A 20967-nucleotide genomic window follows, 5' to 3' on the forward strand; every position below is an offset into this window, starting at 1 on the left:
GCGAGGCAGCGCTTGTGGTGGTCTCGCTGGTTGGCGTCGACGTAGTCGACGTGGAGGCCTGATCGTTGTTGCCGCACGCTGTGAGAGCGAATGAGACGGTGAGGACTGATGTGAGCAAGAAGCGCCGCAGGGCCATGAGGTTCCTTCAGGGGGTGTTGTGCCTAACGTGATGTTGGCTGTCCCGATCGCGGGCGCAACCTCCAAGACGAATACTATCCCGAAGGAAATCATGAAGGGGGGCAGGTATCGGTTGGAGCTCGACGGTGCGTTTGTGAATGCCCTGCGCGTCGGAATCGATGCCGGTGGGGCCTGTCCGATCCAGTCGCGGCCCGCTATGTCCGAACATTTCGGGGTAGTCGCGAGCTGATGCGCAACACAGATCGCTGGTGCTTCTGGTCGATCGATCGCACCCAGCGGACATCGGTCGGGGCCCGATTCTCGAGGCGAGACTCGAAGCTGTTGCATCCTTTCGCAGTGACAGCAAGGCTGCCAGCACCCGGAGAATGTCGTTAGTCCGCACCTGTTCGGCCTGCGATCGCAGCTTGACCTGTACTACCTTTGCCAGTCCAAGATCATCAGTGAGACTCGGTGATACTTCACGGTGCAGCGCTATCCCGCGGGGGTTTTGCTACTGACCTTGCGTTCCATGCCCAAGACCCCGACGGGCCCCAGTTTGCGTTGGCATCGTCCTCGACGTTTATGACCTGGCAGAAGCCCCTCGGCGGGCGATTGAAGTCAGACATCCGATTCGTATCTACCTTGATCTGGAACACTTTCCCCGTTCCTGGACTTGACTACAAGTTCCGGGAGGCGATTATCATCGCTGGTCAGGGCATCCTCGATGCGAGGGCGCTGTATCCCGAGCGTAGTCTCGCCGACGCCTACAGCCCCCTGGCTATGGATCCGGCCCTGCTGAAGGCCCACGATAAGTGGGATCGAGCCGTAGACAAGGCTTTCGGATCCTAACGGAAGATCACTTCAGATAGTCAATTCCTGGAGATTCTCTTTACCAGGTACGTCGAGATCACGGCGGTCGACTAGCGTAGCGAACCCCCTCGTCCATTCACAGAGGTCCGACTGAGTACACCGACAACGCCGCCCACCGCGGCGCCGGCGCAAACCCCGCACATCGGTCGCAGGTCTGCCAGTCAGCGCGCAGGTTTGCAGACATTGCGCCGGGGCGTCCCGCTCCCACCGCACGGCCACGGCAGGAGAGGGGAGTTGGCCAGCCGGCTGGCTACAGTGGAAGCATGTCAGCCCCGGCCGTGATCCAGCGCCTCCGCCTCGAGGACATCCTGCCCGCCGTCATCGCCGCGGCGGTGGCCATGGTCCACGTACTGATCGCCCTCGATGGCGGGAACGACGGTGTCACCGGTGTGCACAGCTCCATCGCCGCAGTCCTGGCCGTGATGTTCGTCCCGGTCCTGCTGTTCTGGCGCAGACGACCGCTGGCCACCGCCGCCGCGGTGATCGTGCTGCTGGTGTTGTGGGAGGTCAACTGGTTGTGGGCGCTGCCCGGCAACATGGGGGTTACCCCGTTGCTGTTGGCTTCGCCGTTGGTCGTCTACTCCGCTACCCGGCACGGCCGGCCTGCACGCGCCGGGGTGGTGGTGCTGCTGGTCATGCTGGTCGGTGCGATTCTGTCGCCGCTGCTGTGGCGCTTCGAGGACGGCGTCGCCGGCACCACGATGGTCTACGATCCGCTCGCCACCCTGGACTGGCTGCTGATCCAGTGGGCGCTGCTGGTCATGGTGTTCTTCGTGGCGCGTTCGCGCAGACATGCCGCGGCTCAGGCCCGTGAGCTGGAGGATGCTCGGATGCGCATCGCCGAGGACCGGCAGGTGGCGGTGCGCGAGCGCGAACGCGCCCTGATCGCCCGTGAGATCCACGACGTCCTGGCGCACAGCCTCACCCTGATCAACGTGCAGGCAGGTGCCGGTCAGGTCTCCGGGGCGCAGGACGCCGCGCTGCAGGGCATCCGGGAGACCAGCTCGGCCGCGCTCGCGGAGGTCCGTGGCATCGTCCGCGCGCTGCGCTCGAGTGATGGCCCCAGCGATGGTTCCGGCACCGAACCGACGGCCGGCCTTGCCCAGGTCCCTGACCTGCTGCGTAGGTTCACCGAGGCAGGCCTGGTGATCGAGGAACAGCTGCCGGACGGTGCTGGTACGGACGTACCGCAGATCGTCCAACTCGCCGTCCAGCGGGTACTGGCGGAGTCGCTGGGCAATGCGCTGCGCCACCAGGGGGCGGGGACACAGGTGGGCGTCGAAGTGCAGGTCATGGACGATGCCAACCGGGTGGCACTGACCGTCGTCAGCCGCGGCTCTGTCACGGGAGAAGGAGCGCAGGAGGGCTCGGGCACGGGCATCGTCGGGATGCGAGAGCGGGTCACCAGCCTCGGCGGCGACCTCGACGTGGTTTTCGATGCTGCCTCCGACGTTGTCACGGTGTCCGCCGTCCTGCCCATCGACCCGGCGCGCCCCGTCCGCCCGGTACAGAGGAAAGGGAACGGACTGTGAGTGTGACCAGTGATCCGGGGCGTCCTGTGCGCGTTCTGCTCGCCGACGACCAGGCGCTGATCGTCGCGGCGTTGACCACGATCCTTCAGTCGCGGGGCGACATCCGGGTCGTGGCCACCGCGTCCACCGGCTCCGAGGCGGTCGACAAGGCAGGGGAGCAAAAGGTGGATGTGGCGGTGCTCGACATCCGCATGCCCGGCGGCGACGGCATCGACGCCGCCGCGGCGATCCGTCGCAGCCACCCGGAGGTGCGCATCCTGATGCTCACCACCTTCGACGACGAGGAGCTCGTCGCCCGGGCGCTGCGCGTCGGGGTGCAGGGCTTCCTGCTCAAGGACACCGCGCCGGACGCACTGATCGACGCGGTCCACCGGGTGCACGCCGGGGCGTCCGTGCTGTCGCCGGAGGTCACCGGCTACGTGATCGACGCCTTCCGCCGCAACAGCGAGCACCCTGAGCACTCCGCGCAGCCGTCCGGTTTACTGGGCACGCTCACCCCACGCGAGACCGACGTGCTCGCCGGGGTGGCCCGCGCCGAGACGAACGCAGAGATCGCCGCGCACCTGTTCATCGGGGAGGAGACGGTGAAGACCTACGTCTCGCGCCTGCTGGCGAAACTCGGGGTGCGCGACCGGGTGGGCCTGGCCGTGCGCGCCCACGAGTGTGGGGTCGGTACCGGCGGCGTTCCCCCGCGCGGGGGACAGCCCCCGCACTGAATCCACCCCGGGGCCGATGTGCCCGGCATGCCCGCTGAGCAGCATGGAAGGCATGGACAACAACAGAGACAACAACAGAGCCACCCGACCACAGCAACCCTCCCGCAGCACCGCGCCGGCGGTGAGCTGTCGCGGGCTGGGCGTCACCTACGGCGAGCACCGCGTCCTGCAGGACTTCTCGATGACGGTGCACCCGGGGCGGGTGCACGCGCTGCTGGGCACCAACGGTGCGGGAAAGTCGACGTGCTTCCGCGTGATCCTCGGACTGGAGGACCGCCACTCCGGCACCGTGGAGATCCTCGGGCGTCCGCGCGACAGGGAGTCGTTGATCAACATCGGTGCCTCGGTCAACGGCCCCGCGCTGTACCCGCACCTGTCGGCCCGGGAGAACGCGCGCGTGCACGCCCGCCTGCTCGGGTTGGACGACGCGGCGGTGGACGATGTGCTCGCCACCGTGGGCCTGGCTGACGTCGGACGCAAGAAGGTCCGGTCCTTCTCCACCGGCATGAAGGCGCGTCTGGCGCTGGCGATCGCGATGCTCGGCAACCCGCCGGTGCTGCTGCTGGATGAACCGCAGAACGGGCTCGACCCGCAGGGCATCGCCGACCTGCGCACCTTCCTGCGCGCGTGGACCGCACAGGGCGGCACGGTGCTGGTCAGCTCGCACCAGCTCGGCGAGGTCTCCCGCCTCGCCGACGACATCACCGTGCTGGTCGCCGGGCGGGCGGCCTACTCCGGGCCGATCGGCGACTTCGCCGCGCCGGGACACCTGGAGGACGAGTTCCTCCGCCTCACCCAGGGCTACCCGGCGGAGGCGGGACGATGAGTGCCGCGACGTATACCGCGACGTACACCGAGACACGCCACCGCGCAGCTCGGATCGGCACGTGGGGCGGTGTCCTGCGCGCCGAACTGCTGCGCACCCGGCACTCGGCGGTGCAGTGGTTCCCGCTGGTGGGGCTGCTGCTCGGGGTGGTGAGCTCCGGGCTGGCCACCGCGGTCGCCGGGGCGCCGGACGTGGACATCATCGTCTCCTGGCAGAGCATGTACGTCACGGGCATGGCGATGCCGCTGATGGCGTTGCTCGCCGCATTGGCGGAGGGGCGGGAACGCCGCGCGCGCTGCGGTGGCACGGACCTGCGTCCGGTGTCGCCGCGCCGGGTGCGTCTGGTGCGGCTGCTGGTGCTGTGGGCGGTCTCGGCGGTGTTCCACCTGGCGAACTACGGGGCGACCTGGCTCTTCGTGGTCGTCGGTGGTGGTGCAGGCGGCGGCTTCTCCGGCTCTGGCGTGGTGGTGTCCACCGGGGCACTGTCCTGGGTCGCCAGCCTCGGGGTGCTCGCCGTGGTCAGTGTGCTGGCCCGCTACCTCACGGTGGTGCCGGTGCTGGTGCTCGCGGTCGTCGCGCAGGTGTCCGGCACGTTGGCGGCGGAGTCGGGGAGCTGGTTGTTCTACCCGCCGTCCTGGCCGATCCGGTTGCTGCTGCCCGTCCTCGGCATCCACTCCAACGCCGTGCCGTTGCAGCCCGGCGAGATCCTCGGCGGGCCGGAACCGTTGGGCGCGGCGACGGCCGCGGTGCTCAACCTGCTGCTCATCGTGGTGGGAACCGCGTTGGCGGTCACCGTCAGTGGACGCCGCACGTGGCGGCTGCGCCTGGCCGGACACCGGGCAGGACGCGCTGCGTCCGTAGCGTCGCCGACGTCCCCCGCGCCGGTGCCGGCGGCAGGCGCGCTGGCGCGGCCAGGCACCTGCCGGCGTCCTGCGTCCCCGCGTTTCTCGGACGCCCTGGCCGGGGTGGCGCTGGCGCTGCGCGGCACGCTGGCCACCCCCGCGGTCCTTGCCGCGGCGGTGCTGATGCTGGTGGTCGGGGTGGTCTACCCGCCGTCCTACGCCACCCAACTGTGGACGTTCGTGCTGCTGCCCCTGGGCGCCGGCCTGCTGCCGGTGATCACCTGGCCGGTCATGGCCGCGGCGTGGCGGGTGAGCGTGCTGGAGAATCACCGCTCGCCCGGCGCCTACCTGGTGTGGCAGGCCGCCGTGGTCGCGGTACTCACGGTCGTCGCCGCGGTCGCCGCACTGCTCGCCGGGGCGGACGTTGCCCAGGTGCTACGCTCCTCGGCGCTGTCCGTGCTGGTCGGAACGGTGCTGGTGCTGGTGGCGACGGCACTGTGTGCCCGCGTCGGCACCGGGGCGGCGGTGGCGGCGACGGTGCTGTGGACGGTGGTGTCGTTGACGCTCGGCGGCGACGTGCTCGCCGACACCGTCCTGTGGATCCTCGCGGTGCCGGCGTGGCCGCTGACCGCACTGGGCGCCGGACGCACCGGCGTGGCGCTGGTGTTGCTCGTCGTGCTCCTCGTGGCGGGCGCGCTGGGTGCGCGCCGGGAGTTCCGGACCGTCGGACGCCGAGGATAGGGGGTTACCCGGCCGGGGGCACCGAGCCGTGGGGCGGGAGGGCCCCGGTGTGCTCGACACCCTGCGGGTAGAGCACGAAGTGCGAGGTCGCCGACCCACTCGGGGCGGCGGTCGCGTCACCGGGGAGCAGGAACCGGTAGTCGACCCGGATGATGTTGTCGGCGACCCGGCTCACGTGCTGGAAGGGGTAGCTGTCCGTCACGGTGGTGCCGATGTAGACCCCGTGGTCGAACAGGGCGACCTGCTGGGGTGAACTGCCGGTCGCCCCGTCGATGTCGAGGACGACCGTGGACAGCGCCAGGGTGGGGTCGTAGGCGCTGGTGTCGGCGCCCACCTCGCTCCACGGGCCGAGGGCGGTGGCGGGTGTGCGCTCCGCGGCGATGCGGACCGCCTCCTCGGGGGACGGGGCGGACGGTGCCGACGGAGCGGACGGGGCCGTCGGTTCAGCGACGGTGACTGCCGGTACTGCCGGTTCTGCCGGTGCCGCCTGTGCGGCACCTGCCCCGCCGAGGGCGAGGAGGGCCGCGGTGGTGAGCGCCAGGGCGCGGGGGCGGCGGGGCAGGCGGGGCAGGTTGGGATGGTTGCTGGAGGTGTTCCGGGGGTACATGGTCTGTCTCCTTGTCCGGAGGTCTCGGTGGTGGTGATGGTGGTGGTGCTGGTGCAAGGCCCTGCATAGGGTGCGACCGACCCGCGGTGCCGCAGCGTTACGTTCATGCTCCACCTAAGTAGGGGTGAAAGCAGACATGGGTGGAAACCGCGGTGTTAGTGTCGGGTGGTCTCACAGGTGGTGCCGCACGGTGTACACCGAACTACACAGGAGGTGGGGACATGGCGGAACGGCCCGTCTTCTTCGTGTCCGACAGCACCGGCATCACCGCCGAGACCCAGGGCAACGCCCTGCTCGCCCAGTTCCCCGCCTTCAGTTTCCGGCGCCGTGTCCTGCCCTTCGTCGACTCGGTCGAGGCCGCGGCGCGTGCCGTGACCGTCATCGCCGAGGACCGGAGCGAGGGCGACGTCCTGCCGCCGATCGTGTTCGTCACGATCCGCGACGCGGCGGTCGCCGACATCGTCTCCGGGGCGTCCGGCGAGGTCATCGACCTGCTCGGCGCGCACCTGAGTCACCTGGAGGGTCTGCTGGGTGAGCGGCGTACCGGCGCGGCCACCGAGTACCACCGGGTCGGCGACCCGGGCCGCTACCACGCCCGTATCAACGCCGTGGAGTACACCGTCGAGCACGACGACGCCGCCAGCTTCCGCGGCCTCGACCGTGCTGACCTGATCATCCTCGCCCCGTCACGCTGCGGGAAGACCCCCACCGCCATGTACCTGGCATTACAGCACGGACTGCGGGTGGCCAACTACCCGCTGACCGAGGACGACACACCCGGAAGCCTGCCCGACGCCGTCGCGCCTCACCGCGAACGGCTCTTCGGGCTGACCACCACCGTGCAACGCCTCAGCCAGGTCCGTGGCGAACGCCGGCCCGGCAGCAGCTACGCCAGCGCCACCCGGTGCCGGGCGGAACTGCGACAGGCCGAACGTCTCTACAAGGCGCACCGCATCCCCTACATCGACTCCCACGCCATGAGCGTGGAGGAGATGTCCAGCGTCATCCTCACCCGGATGAACCTACGCAACCCCTGAGTAAACCACCCGGGACAACCCTCCCAGAACAGGAACCCACACCATGACCAGGCAGTCACTCTCCATCCTCTGGTTCACCGAGATCGGCATGGGCGACGTCGCCCAGGTCGGCGGCAAGAACGCCTCCCTCGGCGAGATGGTCGTCAACCTCGCCGACGCCGGCGTGCGCGTCCCCGGCGGCTTCGCCACCACCGCCGACGCCTTCCGCGACTTCCTCGCCGTCGACGGCCTCGACAGCCGCATCGCGGAGGTCCTCGAGGGTCTCGACACCGACGACGTCGCCGAGCTCTCCCGCCGCGGCGAGCAGATCCGCGCCTGGATCCTCGCCCAGCCCTTCCCGCAGAACCTCGAGCGCGACATCCGTGACGCGTACGAGGAACTCGTCGCCGCCGACCCGCTGCCCGACGAGGTCACCTGGGCGGTGCGCTCCAGCGCCACGGCGGAGGACCTGCCCGACGCGTCCTTCGCGGGCCAGCAGGAGACCTTCCTCAACATCGGCGGTATCGACAACGTCCTGGAGGCCGTCAAGGCCGTCTTCGCCTCCCTGTACAACGACCGGGCGATCTCCTACCGGGTGCACCACGGTTTCATCCACGCCGACGTCGCCCTGTCGGCCGGCGTGCAGCGCATGGTGCGCACCGACGTCGGGGCGTCCGGCGTGATGTTCACCGTGGACACCGAGTCCGGGTTCGACCGCGCGGTGTTCGTGACCTCCTCCTACGGCCTCGGCGAGGCGGTGGTGCAGGGTGCGGTGAACCCCGACGAGTTCTACGTCTCCAAGCCGGCGGTACGCGCAGGACGCACCGGCGTGGACGCCGTGTTGTCGCGCACGGTGGGGGAGAAGGCCGTGGCGATGCGCTACGCCGCGGGCACCGGCCTGGAGTCCGCCACCCGCTGGGAGGACGTGGAGCCGGAGCAGCGCGTGCGCTTCTCCGTCGACGACGACGAGGTCACCGAACTCGCCCGCCACGCCATCGCCATCGAGGACCACTACGGCCGGCCCATGGACATCGAGTGGGGACGCGACGGGGTGGACGGCAAGCTGTACATCCTGCAGGCCCGCCCCGAGACCGTGGTCTCCCGGCGCGGTGAGGCCGGCCAGGTCCTCACCCGTTTCGAGGTCGACCGCGGCGCCGCCGACGCCGCCGAGGTGCTCGTCGAGGGACGGTCCATCGGCCAGCGGGTGGGCAGCGGCCCGGTGCGCGTCCTGCGCTCGGTGCGCGACATGGACGCCATGCGCACCGGCGACGTGCTCGTCGCCGAGATCACCGACCCGGACTGGGAGCCGGTGATGAAACGCGCCTCGGCGATCATCACCAACCGCGGCGGACGCACCTGCCACGCCGCGATCATCGCCCGCGAGCTCGGCATCCCCGCCATCGTCGGTACCGGTGACGCCACCGCCGTGCTGCCCGACGGCGAGCAGGTCACCGTCTCCTGCGCCGAGGGCGACACCGGCCGGGTGTACCGCGGTGCGGTGCCCTTCGAGGAGAAGGAGACCCGGCTGGACGCGATGCCGCAGATCCCGACGAAACTGATGATGAACGTCGCCACCCCCGACCAGGCGTTCTCCTTCTCCTCCCTGCCGAACGCGGGCGTGGGCCTGGCGCGCATGGAGTTCATCATCAACCGGCAGATCGGGGTGCACCCGCGCGCCCTGCTGGAACGCGACACCCTGCCGGACGCACTGCGCGACGAGGTCGACGCCACCACTGCCGCCTACCCGTCGCCGAAGGAGTTCTTCATCCGGCGCGTCGTGGAGGGCGTGGCGACCATCGCCGCCGCCTTCGACCCGAAGCCGGTGATCGTGCGGCTGTCGGACTTCAAGTCCAACGAGTACGCCAACCTCGTCGCCGGTGAGCTGTTCGAGCCGCACGAGGAGAACCCGATGATCGGCTACCGCGGTGCCGCGCGCTACGTCTCCGAGGACTTCCGCGAGTGCTTCGCCATGGAGTGCGAGGCGCTGCGCCGTGTGCGCGAGGACATGGGCCTGGCCAACGTGCGGGTGATGGTGCCGTTCGTGCGTACCGTGGCGGAACTGCAGGACGTGCTGGACGTCATGGCGTCCCACGGGCTGGTGCGCGGCGAAGGGGCCACCGGGGCGTCCGACGCGAACGGCGCCGGGCTGCAGGTGGTGATGATGTGCGAGGTGCCGTCGAACTACCTGCTCGCCGAGGAGTTCCTCGACCACGTCGACGGGTTCTCCATCGGCTCCAACGACATGACCCAGCTCGTGCTCGGCGTGGACCGCGACTCCGACCTGGTGGCCCATGATTTCGATGAGCGGAATCCCGCGGTGCTCAAGGTCATCGGCTCGGTGATCCGCACCTGCGTGGAGCGCGGCAAGTACGTGGGCATCTGCGGACAGGGCCCGTCCGACCACCCTGACCTGGCCGAATGGCTGGTGGAGCAGGGCATCGGGTCGATGTCGCTGACCCCGGACACGGTGGTGCGCACCTGGCTGCGACTGGCCGGGGAGGCCGCCGAGTAGCACCCGGGTACGGGGCCGGCCGCCGGGACCGCCCCGGCGGAATACCGGGTGCACCGTACCGCGCCGGGTACACTGTCCGGGTCCCCTCACAAAGATCCGAACTCTCCAGGAGCCTCCAGTGAAACTCACCGACCCCACGTCCGACGCCGTGCTCAAGCGGCTACGGCGCGCCCGCGGCCAGCTCGACGGCGTCATCACGATGATCGAGAACGACCGCGAGTGCCGCGACATCGTCACCCAGCTCGCCGCCGTCTCCCGCGCGCTCGACCGCGCCGGGGTGAAGGCCATCTCCGGCGGCATGCGCGACTGCCTCTCCGCCCCCGAGGGCACCGCCCCGGAGGACTGGGAAGAGGAGATGGAGAAGCTCTTCCTCTCCCTCGCCTGACCCCTGTACGACCCCTGTACGACCCCGGCCCAGCGGGTTCCGGGCGGTAAGGTGTTCCCGGTGAACAGCACGTCTCTCCACACGCCGCTCCGAACCCTGCTGGTGGACAACCACGACTCCTTCACCTGGAATATGGTCCACGACCTGACCAGTGTGAACGGGGTTGAGCCGGTGGTCGTCCCGAACGACTGGGACCGGTGGGACACCGAGGGGCGTCAGCTTCTCGCCACCGTGGACAACGTCGTCATCTCCCCGGGGCCGGGCACCCCGCTCATCCCGGACGACGTCGGCATCTGTCCCGCGGTGGTGCGCGCCGCCGTGGCGTCCGGCATCCCGGTGCTGGGCATCTGCCTCGGCCACCAGCTCATCGCGCACATGTACGGTGCGACGGTGGCACCTGCGCCCGAACCGGTGCACGGCCGGGTCAGCGCGGTCGAGCACGACGGCCGCGACCTCTTCCACGGCCTGCCCACCCCCGTCGACGTGGTGCGTTACCACTCCCTGGCGGTGTCGGACGTCCCGTCCGGCATGACGGTCACCGCCGGTACTGCCGGTACAGACGGGGTGGTGATGGGCGTCAGCGTCGTCGACGACCTGCTGTGGGGTGTGCAGTTCCACCCCGAGTCGGTGCTCTCCGGCCACGGCCGGGAGATCTTCGCCAACTTCGCCGCCCTGACCCGCACGCACGGCCGGGCACGCACCGTGAGGAACAGGGTGCTGGCCCTGAGCGTCCGGGACACCCGGGCCTTCTCCGGGGAACTCTTCGAGCGTTTGTATGGCCGTACCAGCGACACCTCCACCCACTGCGTCTGGCTCGACGGCAACCGGGCGGACGACCCGCGCGCCCGTTTCAGCGTGATGGGCGCCTCGCGTACCAGCGTCACCGCCGTCGCCGGCGGGCAGGACGCTCCCTCGACGGTGACCGTCCGCGACGCGGACTCCGGTGACGGCGCCGAGACCGTCGAGACGGACGTCTTCACCTGGCTGCGCGGTGACCTCGCCCGCTGCAGGATCACCGGCGACTCCGCGTCCGTGCCCGGCTGCGGGTTCCGCCTCGGCTGGGTCGGCTACCTCGGCTACGGGCTCAAGGCGGACTGCGCGGTGGGGGAGGGGGCCGCCACCCGCCACGCCGCGCGCATCCCGGACGCCGGCCTCGTCCTGCTCGAACGCGCCGTCGTCGTCGACCACGGGACCGCGCAGGTGCACCTGCTCACGCTCGACGGCGCGCCGGACGGAGCGCAGGACGCCGCCTGGCAGGACCACGTCGCCGGCGTCGTGCGGGAGCTGGAGAACCTGCAGGACGCCACGGCGTCCGGGGCGTCCGGGGCGTCCTGCGCGGTTCCGGCAGCCGACACCAGCCTGGCGGTGACCCTGCACGGGCGCGCCGACTACACCGCCAGGGTGCGCGAGATCCAGCGGCTGATCAGCGCCGGGGAGACCTACGAGGCCTGCCTGACCACGACCCTCGAGGTCACGCCGGGGAAATCGATGCAGGAGCAGGGGACGCCGGACACGCTGGGGCTCTACCGCCGACTGCGCGCCGACAACCCCGCCCCCTTCGGTGCCTACCTGCGCCTGCCCGGGGCGACGGTCATGTCGACCTCCCCGGAACGCTTCCTCAGCGTGGACGCGGCCGGACGCGTCACGTCCTCCCCTATCAAGGGGACCCGGCCGGTCGGCGCCGACGCCGCGCACGACGACCGCATCCGCGCCGAGCTGCGCGCCAGTGAGAAGGACCGCGCCGAGAACCTCATGATCGTCGACCTGGTGCGCCACGACCTGGGACGTGTCGCCGCGCCCGGGACCGTGGAGGTGCCCGAACTCTTCGCCGTGGAAAGCTACGCCACCGTCCACCAGCTGGTCAGCACCGTCACCGCCGATCTCGCCGCCGGACGCGACGGTCTCGACGCCGTGCGCGCCGCCTTCCCGCCCGGGTCGATGACCGGGGCGCCGAAGGAACGCACGATGCGCATCCTCGACGAGCTCGAGGACGGACCGCGTGGCGTGTACTCCGGTGCGGTGGGCTACCTCTCGCTCGACGGGGCGGTGGACCTGTCCGTGGTGATCCGCACCCTCGTGGCCGAGGACGGTGACGGGGCCGGTGACGGGGCCGGTGGCGCACGGCTGACCTACGGCGTCGGCGGGGCGGTCGTCGCCCAGTCCAGCCCGGACGGCGAGTACGACGAGACCGTGGTCAAGGCCGCCCCCGTGCTGCGGCTGTGTGACTGACTGCAACTGATCGCGACGACTGTGTCCGATAGTCTGGACGCCATGGATACCGTGAATGCAGACGGCGAGAATCAGGACGTCCGGACGTTGCGCGAGGCCGTCGCCGAGGTGCGCGCCCAGGTCGACGCCGCCGCGCTGGCCGCCGGGCGCGACCCGGCCGCGGTGCGTCTGCTGCCGGTCAGCAAGACCGTGCCCGTCGACCGGCTGCGCCACGCCGTGGACGCCGGCATGCACGAGTTCGCCGAGAACAAGCCCCAGGAGGTCCAGCGCAAGGCCGTGGAGATGGCCGACCTGCCCGTGCGCTGGATCGCCATCGGCCACCTGCAGACCAACAAGGCCAAGCTCGTCGCTGAGCACGCCCACGAGTTCCAGGCGCTGGACTCCGTGCGTCTGGCCGAGGCGCTGCAGCGTCGGTTGGCCACCGCCGACCGCACGCTCGACGTGCTGGTGCAGGTCAACACCTCCGGCGAGGAGGCCAAGACCGGGGCGGACCCGCAGGACGTCCCGGCGATCCTCGACGCCGCCGCCGGCTGCGACCGGCTGCGCGTGCGTGGGTTCATGACCGTGGCGACCAACACCGGTGAGGAGCGGGAGGTGCGCCGCTGCTTCGGCCAGCTGCGCGGCATCCTGGAGACCGCCCGGGAGGCCGCGGTGGTCGACCCGGAGTTGCTGACCGAGCTGTCGATGGGCATGTCCGGGGACTTCCGCACCGCGATCGAGGAGGGGGCCACGTGCGTGCGCGTGGGCACGGCCATCTTCGGCGCCCGTGACTACCCCTAGAAATGTGCCCTGACATGGTGGTTTCACCCCGTGTTGGAGTTTGGGCGGTCGGTAGTTTATTCTGAACGGGCTGCCGAACAGGAGCGGATGCGGGGACGATGTCACCGTGCACACTTCTGCTTGAGGTAGGGCTCCCATCGTCTAGTGGCCTAGGACTCCGCCCTTTCACGGCGGCAACACGGGTTCGAATCCCGTTGGGAGTACTGCGTAAGACCGGTTCTCTCATGATTCGTCTTCCGTACAACAAGATAATGGCCCTGTGGCGCAGTTGGTTAGCGCGCCGCCCTGTCACGGCGGAGGTCGCGAGTTCAAGTCTCGTCAGGGTCGCAAGTCACAGCGGGCGCACACCATCACGGTGTGCGCCCGCTGTTCTCGTGCGCGGGGTCTCTAGGGTGGGGGACATGCGATACTCCCTGCTCGACCGCGCCAACACCGTCGTCGGGACGTCGGACGCTGCGGCGCTGCGCCGCGTCGTCGAGCGCGCGGGACGCGCCGAGGCGCTCGGCTACCACCGCTTCCTCGTCGCCGAACACCACGGCGTCCCGGGTATCGCCGGCAGTGCGCCGGGCGTGCTCGCCGCCGCCGTCGGCCAGGCGACGTCCACCGTGCGCGTCGGTACGGCCGGCTTCATGGTGCCCGACCACGCGCCGATCGTCGTCGCCGAGCAGGCCGCCGTGCTGGCCGCGTTGTTCCCCGGACGCGTCGACATCGGCCTGGGGTCCTCCGTCGGCTTCACCGGTGCGGTACGCCGGGCGCTGCGCCAACCGCAGGACGCCGCGACGGCGCGCGAGGGTTTCGCCGGCGACCTCGACGAGGTGCTGGGCTACCTGCGCGCCGGCGGGGACGGCGCGTATGCGCCTGAGGTGACGATGCGTCCTGCGCTCGCCACCGCCCCGCCGGTGTATCTGCTCACCGGTGGATCGCCGCGCAGCCTCGCCCTGGCGGCGCGACACGGCCTTGGGGTGATCCTCGGCGGGCCGGACCCGGGCAGCGTTGGCGGCGGGGAAGACGTCACGGTGGAGGAGACGGTCGTGTCGCGCACCGTGGCCGTCGCGCCCACCCGGGAGGCCGCACGCGACCTCGTCCTGCCGGAGGTGTGGGCACAGGTCATGTCGCGCAGCACGGGCGCCTTCATGCCGCTGCGGCCCGTGGCGGAACTCGACGAGGCCGAGCTGACCGCGCAGCAACGCCGGCGCGTGGGCCGGGCGTTGGAAAACACCGTGTTCGGCACCGCGCAGGACGTCTCGGCGGCGCTGCACGCGCTGGCGGAGCGCACCGGTGCGTCCGAGATCCTGGTGACCGGGGGAGCGTCCGACCCGGCGGGGCAGGAGCGCAGCGATGCTCTGCTCGCCGGAATATTCGCCTGACCTGGGCATTTGTCTGATTGTGGTGGTGCTGTGTACAGTATCCCATCGTGCACAGCGATCGGCTCCGGCCGGATCGCTGGTAGTGCACGGCCCTGTGGCGCAGTTGGTTAGCGCGCCGCCCTGTCACGGCGGAGGTCGCGAGTTCAAGTCTCGTCAGGGTCGCCAGATCGTCCGAAGGTCCAACCTCCGGGCTTTCTTGCCCAGATAGCTCAGTTGGTAGAGCGTACGCCTGAAAAGTGTAAGGTCCCTGGTTCGATCCCTGGTCTGGGCACACTCAACATCCCCCTCGGTGAAGTCACCCGAGGGGGATGTCGCGTATGCGGGGGCGGGTTACACTCGGTGCTATGAGTACTGAAGACAACCGGAGCATCACGGTCACCCACGACGTCGACGGCGCACGCTACGTGCTGCAGGTCGACGGGGACACCGCCGGCGTCGCCGAGTACGTCCAGGTCGGTGCCGTGCGCGACTTCAACCACACCGTCATCGACCCGCGGTTCCGCGGACAGGGCCTGTCCGCCCCGCTGATCTCCGCCGCGTTGGACGCCACCCGCGCCGAGGGGTTCGGCGTCCTGGCGTCCTGCTCGGCGGTGGAGGGGTTCATCGCCAAGAACCCGTCCTACCAGGACCTGGTGCGCTAGAGACGGTGCGCTAGATGTTGTTCTGCATGTCGTTGACGTAGCCCGCCGGGTCGACCAGCGGGGTGCGCTCGTCGGCCTTGCGGTGACGGACCTTCGCCGGCGCGCCGATGAGGATGGAGTCCTCCGGGGCGTCCTTGGTGACCACCGAGTTCGCGCCGATCGCCGAGCGCGCGCCGATGGTGATCGGGCCGAGGACCTTCGCGCCGGCACCGACCATCACCCCGTCGCCGATGGTGGGGTGGCGCTTACGCTGCACCAGCTCGGAGCCGCCGAGGGTGACGCCGTGGTAGAGCATCACGTCGTCGCCGATCTCGGTGGTCTCACCGATGACCACGCCCATGCCGTGGTCGATGAAGAACCTGCGCCCGATGGTGGCGCCGGGGTGGATCTCGATACCGGTCAGGAAGCGGGTGAACTGGCTCAGGATGCGGGCCGGGCCCTTCGCGCCGCGGCGCCACAGCCGGTTGGACACCCGGTGGCTCCAGATCGCGTGCAGCCCGGAGTACACCAGTGCGTTCTCCAGGTCGCCGCGGGCGGCGGGGTCGTGCGTCCTGGCGTTGTCCAGGTCTTCCTTCATGGTGCTCAGCAGACTCACCGGTGGAGTCCTCCTTCTTCTTCTCGTACTTGTCGTACTTCTCGTTCTTGACGTCGGTGTGGCGGGCCGCGCGGAAGGTCGCGGTCGGTCGCTGCACGCGAAACGGCCCCGGCGCCGGGGCGCGTCCGTACAGGCGTGATGTCACCTGATGATACGGACGTTTCCGTGCGTCGGGGCCGTGAGGGTCGGGAGCGGTTCGCCCCGACCATGCTCCTGACTAGTCGCGCAGGTCGTCGAACAGGAGGGTGGAGACGTAGCGCTCACCGAAGTCGGCGACGACGGCCACGATCAGCTTGCCCTCGTTCTCCGGCTTCTTGGCCTCCTCCAGGGCGGCCCAGATGTTCGCACCGGTGGAGATGCCGACGAGGATGCCCTCCTTGGCGGCGAGCTCGCGGGCGTACTTCACCGAGTCCTCGATGGAGGCGTCGTACACGTCGTCCAGGATGTCCTTGTTCAGGTTGTCCGGGAAGAAGTTGGTGCCGATGCCCTGGATCTTGTGCGGCCCGAAGGTGCCCTCGGTCAGCAGCGGGGAGTCCTTGGGCTCGACGCCGACGATGCGCACCGAGTCGCTCTGCTCCTTGAGGTACTTGCCGGCACCGGAGATGGTGCCGCCCGTGCCCACACCGGCGATGAAGACGTCGACCTTGCCGTCGGTGTCCTCCCAGATCTCCGGGCCGGTGGTCTTGTAGTGGACCTCGGGGTTGGCCGGGTTGGCGAACTGGCGGGCCAGCACGGCGTTCTCGGTGGACTCCACGATCTCGTTGGCCTTGTCCACGGCACCCTGCATGCCGGCGGGCGGCGGGGTGAGGACGAGCTCGGCACCGAGGGCGCGCAGCATGATGCGACGCTCGAGGGACATCGACTCCGGCATGGTCAGGATGACCTTGTAACCACGGGCGGCACCGACGGTGGCCAGGGCGATACCGGTGTTGCCGGAGGTCGCCTCGACGATGGTGCCGCCGGGCTTGAGGGTGCCGTCCTTCTCGGCGGCCTCGATGATCGCGACGCCGATGCGGTCCTTGACGGAGTTACCGGGGTTGGCGGACTCGAGCTTCACCGCGACGGTGCCGGGGAGGCCCTCGGTGAGCTTGTTCAGCTTCACCAGAGGGGTGTTGCCGATCAGGTCGGTGATGTTCTCGTAGATCTTAGCCATGCTGGTGAATGGTCCTTTCGTGTCCCTCAGTCCAACAGACCGATCGGTCTGTCTGTATACCGGGGCCAGTCTACACAAAGCCACGGTCCACCGCCATGCCCGACGACCTGCTGAACCGGGGCGCAGGGGTACCCGGCTGTGACACAATCGGGGCATGAGCGAACACACAGTGCACAACGACGAGACGTCCTACGAGACCATCACCACCGCGACCGGCGGGGCCGACGGCGCCGTCGCGACGATCACGTTGAACCGTCCCAAGGCGCTCAACGCCCTGAACCAGACGGTGATGGAGGAGGTCGTCGGCGCGCTCGAGGCCTTCGACGCCGACACGTCCGTCCGTGCGATCGTGATCACCGGTTCCGAGAAGGCCTTCGCCGCCGGCGCCGACATCACCCAGATGAAGGACCAGACCTGGCCGGACATCAAGCTCAACCGCTTCTACGCCATGTGGGAGCGGGTCACCACCGTGCAGACCCCGATCATCACCGCCGTCTCCGGTTTCGCCCTGGGCGGCGGTTGTGAGCTGGCGATGATGGGCGACATCATCCTGGCCAGTGAGAAGGCGAAGTTCGGTCAGCCGGAGATCACCCTCGGCGTGATCCCCGGCATGGGTGGCACGCAGCGCCTGACCCGGGCGGTAGGCAAGTACAAGGCCATGGACCTCATCCTCACCGGACGGACGATGGGCGCCGAGGAGGCCGAGCGCTCCGGCCTGGTCTCCCGGGTGATCCCGGCCGAGGGCTTCCTCGACGAGGTCGCCACCGTCGCCGACACCGTCGCGGCACAGTCCGCGGTCGCGCTGGCCGCGGCCACCGAGGCGGTCGACGCCGCACTGAACACGCCCCTGACCGAGGGGATGCGTCAGGAGCGCGAGGCCTTCTGGGGCCTGTTCGCCACCGAGGACCAGAAGGAGGGCATGTCCGCCTTCGTCGAGAAGCGCAAGCCCGAGTGGAAGCACCGCTGACATGGCCAAGAGTGTGGAGCTGACCAGGACGGTCGACCTGCCGCTGGAGACGGTGCACGCCGTGGCGTCCTCCGAGGAGTACCTGCTGACCGTGGACGACGCATCGACCTCGAAGCTCGTCGTCACCGAGGCGGAACGGGAGGTCGACGCCGACGGCACCGTGCGCGCCCGCGTCGTCGCCGCCCGCCAGAAGGACGACGGCAGCCCGGGGTTCGCCATGGAGCAGACCACCGACGTCACCGTGATCGTCGACGACGGGTTCACCTCGAGCACCGTCACACCGCTGCCCAAGGGGATGGGCACGATGACCGTCGTGATGGCCTACACCCGGGACGGAGAGGGGTCGGTCCACGTGGACGCCGAGATCATCGCGGAGGTGGGGATCCCGCTGGTCGGGGGAAAGATCGCGCGCAAGCTCGTCGACGGGGCGGACAAGACCGTCGACAACGGCCTGGACCGGATCGTCCGACTGGCGGGTAGGTAGGGAATCGGGGGTATCCCCCTTTTGTTCGCGGGGGTGGGTATAAGCCCCCCGAGGGGGAGGGTGGTCTCCGAGACCTGCAGGTTTTGGGGGAATACGCTGAATTTTCTATACTCGGACCCTGTAAAGCCCGCGTTCCCCCGCACTCGGGTGTGACCTGATCGGGGGGTGACATCCGATCACAACAGAAAGGTGCGCCGTGGAGCAGCTGCGTCACCGAGATGATGACGACGCCATCCGTTCAGCACTGTCGTCCCTGAAGAACTCGACGGGGATCCCCGTCACGATGTTCGGGTCGTGCCAGCCGGACGGACGCATGGTGATCAACCAGTGGGTGGGGCTCCGGACCCCCGCACTCAACAACCTCACCATCGACTCCGGCCAGGGCGTCGGCGGCCGGGTCATGGCGACCCGCCGGCCGGTCGGTGTCTCCGACTACGCCCGGGCGAAGTCGATCTCGCACGAGTACGACCGTCCGGTCCGCGACGAGGGACTGCACTCGATCGTCGCGGTGCCCGTGATCGTCGGACGTGACATGCGCGGCGTCCTGTACGCCGGCGTGCACTCGCCGGTGCGCATGGGGGACAAGGTCCTCGAAGAGGTCACGATGACCGCCCGCGTCCTGGAACAGGACCTGGCCGTGAACATCGCGATGCGCCGCACCGACGGCGGTGCGTCCCGCGAGAGCTCGGCGAAGCCGCCGCGCGCGATGACCGGCGCGGAGTGGGAGCAGGTCCGCGCGACCCACTCGCGCCTGCGCATGCTCGCCAACCGCGTCGTGGACGACGAGATCCGTCGTGACCTGGAGATCCTCTGCGACCAGATGGTCAGCCCGGTGCGGGTCGAGCAGACCACGAAGCTCTCCGCCCGCGAGCTCGACGTGCTCGCCTGCGTCGCCCTGGGGCACACCAACGTGGAGGCGGCCGACGAGATGGGCATCGGCGCCGAGACGGTGAAGAGCTACCTGCGCTCGGTGATGCGCAAGCTCGGCGCACACACCCGCTACGAGGCGGTCAACGCGGCCCGCAGGATCGGTGCACTTCCCTGATCCGTAGGTAGGATGTGAGGGGTGAAAGATCATTTCCTCGTAACTGGTGGTGCCCGTCTCGACGGTTCGGTCCGTGTGGACGGCGCCAAGAACAGCGTCCTCAAGCTCATGTCGGCGGCACTGCTGGCGGAGGGGACGACCGTCCTGCGGAACTGTCCCGACATCGCCGACGTGCCTTATATGGCCGACGTCCTGCGGGGGCTGGGATGTGAGGTGGAGCTGGACGGGGGGACCGTCACGATCCACACCCCGGCGGAGATCTCGCCGAACGCCGACATCGACGCGGTGCGGCAGTTCCGCGCCTCGGTCTGCGTCCTCGGGCCGCTGACCGCACGGTGCCACCGCGCCGTGGTCGCCCTGCCCGGCGGCGACGCCATCGGCAGCCGCCCCCTCGACATGCACCAGTCGGGGCTGGAGCGCCTGGGCGCGAAGACCCGCATCGAGCACGGTTGCGTGGTCACCGAGACCGAGCGCCTCACCGGCGCGAAGATCATGCTCGACTTCCCCTCCGTCGGCGCGACCGAGAACATCCTGACCGCCGCGGTGCTCGCCGAGGGCGTGACCGTCCTGGACAACGCCGCGCGCGAGCCCGAGATCGTGGACCTCTGCCACATGCTGCGCGACATGGGCGCGCACCTGGAGGGGGAGGGGAGCAACACGATCACCGTTACCGGTGTCGACAAGCTCAACCCCGTCGAGCACGAGGTCGTCGGTGACCGCATCGTGGCGGGCACCTGGGCCTACGCCGCGGCGATGACGCGCGGCGACATCACCGTCGGTGGCATCGACCCGGCACACCTGCACCTGGTGGTGGAGAAGCTGAAGCTCGCCGGGGCGAAGGTCGAGACCTACCCGACGGGATTCCGTGTCACCCAGGACGAGCGACCGACCGCCGTGGACTACCAGACCCTGCCCTTCCCCGGGTTCCCCACGGACCTGCAGCCGATGGCGATCGCGCTGTGCGCGGTGAGCGCGGGGATGAGTGTGATCACCGAGAACATCTTCGAGTCACGCTTCCGCTTCGTCGACGAGATGACCCGGCTGGGATCCGACATGACCATCGACGGTCACCACGTGAGCATCAGGGGAGTGGAGGAGCTGAGTTCGGCGCCGGTGTGGTCCTCGGACATCCGGGCCGGTGCCGGCCTGGTGCTCGCCGGGTTGTGCTCGGACGGCGTGACCCAGGTCAACGACGTCTTCCACATCGACCGTGGTTACCCAGGGTTCGTGGAGAAGTTGGTGGACCTCGGCGCCACGGTAGAGCGGGTCACGGCCGGCGAGGGACGGCATTCCCGGCACTGAGCGCTGTGACCAGGCGTTTTGTGTGTGCCGGTCGTCGTGTGTAGATTAATGCGAGTCAGAGCGACCGACACCGCAGAGAATGCGGCAGGAAAACGGGCCTGACGATCTACACGAAGTTCGCTTCCTTCCTGGAGGATGCGGCGCCGACCGGCCGATTTGCACAGCAGAGCGGCGAGGTTGTAGAGTACAGGGCCTGCCACGAAGTGAGACACCGACCGGATCGGTTGTTGTCAGTGCTGC

General features: G+C 69.4%; 19 protein-coding genes and 4 tRNA genes. 20 read left to right on the plus strand and 3 right to left on the minus strand.

Annotation, left to right across the window (positions count from 1 at the left end; all coding sequences use genetic code 11):
* Positions 1–588: 588 nt before the first annotated feature.
* The 5 genes from ACT3TD_RS11190 (at position 589) to ACT3TD_RS11210 (ending at position 5644) form a co-directional block, all read left to right on the plus strand.
* Entirely contained in the window at positions 589–966 is a 378-nt protein-coding gene (locus tag ACT3TD_RS11190) for a type IIL restriction-modification enzyme MmeI (protein WP_367620318.1), read from the plus strand.
* A 284-nt stretch (positions 967–1250) separates the two neighbouring features.
* A complete protein-coding gene (locus ACT3TD_RS11195) occupies positions 1251–2519 on the plus strand; it encodes a sensor histidine kinase (RefSeq protein WP_301443526.1) in 1269 nt (422 codons plus the stop codon).
* Positions 2516–3235 carry a response regulator gene (locus ACT3TD_RS11200; RefSeq protein ID WP_301443525.1) on the plus strand — a complete coding sequence of 240 codons (720 nt, stop codon included), beginning with the start codon at positions 2516–2518 and terminating at the stop codon, positions 3233–3235. Before ACT3TD_RS11195 ends, ACT3TD_RS11200 begins: the two co-directional genes overlap by 4 nt.
* Positions 3236–3287: 52 nt before the next feature.
* Entirely contained in the window at positions 3288–4061 is a 774-nt protein-coding gene (locus ACT3TD_RS11205; RefSeq protein WP_301443524.1) for an ATP-binding cassette domain-containing protein, read from the plus strand.
* Complete coding sequence (locus ACT3TD_RS11210; RefSeq protein ID WP_301443523.1) at positions 4058–5644, plus strand: hypothetical protein; 1587 nt, start codon at positions 4058–4060, stop codon at positions 5642–5644. The genes ACT3TD_RS11205 and ACT3TD_RS11210 overlap by 4 nt, the downstream gene beginning before the upstream one ends.
* 4 nt (positions 5645–5648) lie before the next feature.
* Here ACT3TD_RS11210 and ACT3TD_RS11215 read toward each other — a convergent pair whose 3' ends face one another.
* Positions 5649–6251: an LppP/LprE family lipoprotein gene (locus ACT3TD_RS11215; RefSeq protein ID WP_441578950.1), complete on the minus strand. Its 603-nt coding sequence runs from the start codon at positions 6249–6251 to the stop codon at positions 5649–5651.
* Between the two features lie 221 nt (positions 6252–6472).
* On the opposite strand from ACT3TD_RS11215, the gene ACT3TD_RS11220 reads away from it, so the two are divergent.
* From ACT3TD_RS11220 to ACT3TD_RS11270, 11 genes are all read left to right on the plus strand, one after another.
* Complete coding sequence (locus tag ACT3TD_RS11220; RefSeq protein ID WP_301443223.1) at positions 6473–7288, plus strand: pyruvate, water dikinase regulatory protein; 816 nt, start codon at positions 6473–6475, stop codon at positions 7286–7288.
* A gap of 43 nt (positions 7289–7331) precedes the next feature.
* Positions 7332–9779, plus strand: a complete 2448-nt coding sequence (gene ppsA / locus ACT3TD_RS11225; RefSeq protein ID WP_441578949.1) for a phosphoenolpyruvate synthase — start codon at positions 7332–7334, stop codon at positions 9777–9779.
* A 118-nt stretch (positions 9780–9897) separates the two neighbouring features.
* Complete coding sequence (locus tag ACT3TD_RS11230; protein ID WP_301443225.1) at positions 9898–10164, plus strand: metal-sensitive transcriptional regulator; 267 nt, start codon at positions 9898–9900, stop codon at positions 10162–10164.
* A 60-nt stretch (positions 10165–10224) separates the two neighbouring features.
* Positions 10225–12393 (plus strand): aminodeoxychorismate synthase component I, encoded by a 2169-nt coding sequence (gene pabB / locus ACT3TD_RS11235; protein WP_301443226.1) that lies wholly within the window; start codon positions 10225–10227, stop codon positions 12391–12393.
* A 42-nt stretch (positions 12394–12435) separates the two neighbouring features.
* The gene (locus ACT3TD_RS11240) at positions 12436–13173 is read left to right on the plus strand and encodes a YggS family pyridoxal phosphate-dependent enzyme (protein WP_301443227.1); all 738 of its coding nucleotides are present in this window, start codon (positions 12436–12438) and stop codon (positions 13171–13173) included.
* Positions 13174–13303: 130 nt separating this feature from the next.
* A tRNA-Glu gene (locus ACT3TD_RS11245) sits at positions 13304–13376 on the plus strand.
* Between the two features lie 50 nt (positions 13377–13426).
* Positions 13427–13500 (plus strand) — tRNA-Asp (locus ACT3TD_RS11250).
* Between the two features lie 74 nt (positions 13501–13574).
* Entirely contained in the window at positions 13575–14540 is a 966-nt protein-coding gene (locus tag ACT3TD_RS11255) for an MsnO8 family LLM class oxidoreductase (RefSeq protein WP_301443228.1), read from the plus strand.
* An 88-nt stretch (positions 14541–14628) separates the two neighbouring features.
* Positions 14629–14705: transfer RNA gene (locus ACT3TD_RS11260), tRNA-Asp, on the plus strand.
* Positions 14706–14738: 33 nt separating this feature from the next.
* Positions 14739–14811 (plus strand) — tRNA-Phe (locus ACT3TD_RS11265).
* Positions 14812–14884: 73 nt separating this feature from the next.
* Entirely contained in the window at positions 14885–15181 is a 297-nt protein-coding gene (locus ACT3TD_RS11270; protein WP_441578947.1) for a GNAT family N-acetyltransferase, read from the plus strand.
* Positions 15182–15191: 10 nt separating this feature from the next.
* On the opposite strand, the gene epsC is transcribed toward ACT3TD_RS11270, so the two are convergent.
* Complete coding sequence (gene epsC / locus ACT3TD_RS11275) at positions 15192–15758, minus strand: serine O-acetyltransferase EpsC (protein WP_441578957.1); 567 nt, start codon at positions 15756–15758, stop codon at positions 15192–15194.
* Between the two features lie 235 nt (positions 15759–15993).
* The gene (gene cysK, locus ACT3TD_RS11280; protein ID WP_301444058.1) at positions 15994–16929 is read right to left on the minus strand and encodes a cysteine synthase A; all 936 of its coding nucleotides are present in this window, start codon (positions 16927–16929) and stop codon (positions 15994–15996) included.
* A 154-nt stretch (positions 16930–17083) separates the two neighbouring features.
* On the opposite strand from cysK, the gene ACT3TD_RS11285 reads away from it, so the two are divergent.
* From ACT3TD_RS11285 to murA, 4 genes are all read left to right on the plus strand, one after another.
* Positions 17084–17896, plus strand: coding sequence for an enoyl-CoA hydratase-related protein (locus ACT3TD_RS11285; protein ID WP_301444059.1), 813 nt, complete (start codon positions 17084–17086; stop codon positions 17894–17896).
* Position 17897: 1 nt separating this feature from the next.
* Positions 17898–18380 carry a DUF2505 family protein gene (locus ACT3TD_RS11290; RefSeq protein ID WP_301444060.1) on the plus strand — a complete coding sequence of 161 codons (483 nt, stop codon included), beginning with the start codon at positions 17898–17900 and terminating at the stop codon, positions 18378–18380.
* A gap of 196 nt (positions 18381–18576) precedes the next feature.
* Positions 18577–19425, plus strand: a complete 849-nt coding sequence (ramA, locus tag ACT3TD_RS11295) for an acetate metabolism transcriptional regulator RamA (RefSeq protein ID WP_441578946.1) — start codon at positions 18577–18579, stop codon at positions 19423–19425.
* 21 nt (positions 19426–19446) lie between these two features.
* Positions 19447–20727 carry a UDP-N-acetylglucosamine 1-carboxyvinyltransferase gene (gene murA / locus ACT3TD_RS11300; RefSeq protein ID WP_441578945.1) on the plus strand — a complete coding sequence of 427 codons (1281 nt, stop codon included), beginning with the start codon at positions 19447–19449 and terminating at the stop codon, positions 20725–20727.
* Positions 20728–20967: the final 240 nt, after the last annotated feature.

This window comes from Corynebacterium sp. AOP36-E1-14, assembly GCF_052377495.1.
Classification (GTDB): domain Bacteria; phylum Actinomycetota; class Actinomycetes; order Mycobacteriales; family Mycobacteriaceae; genus Corynebacterium.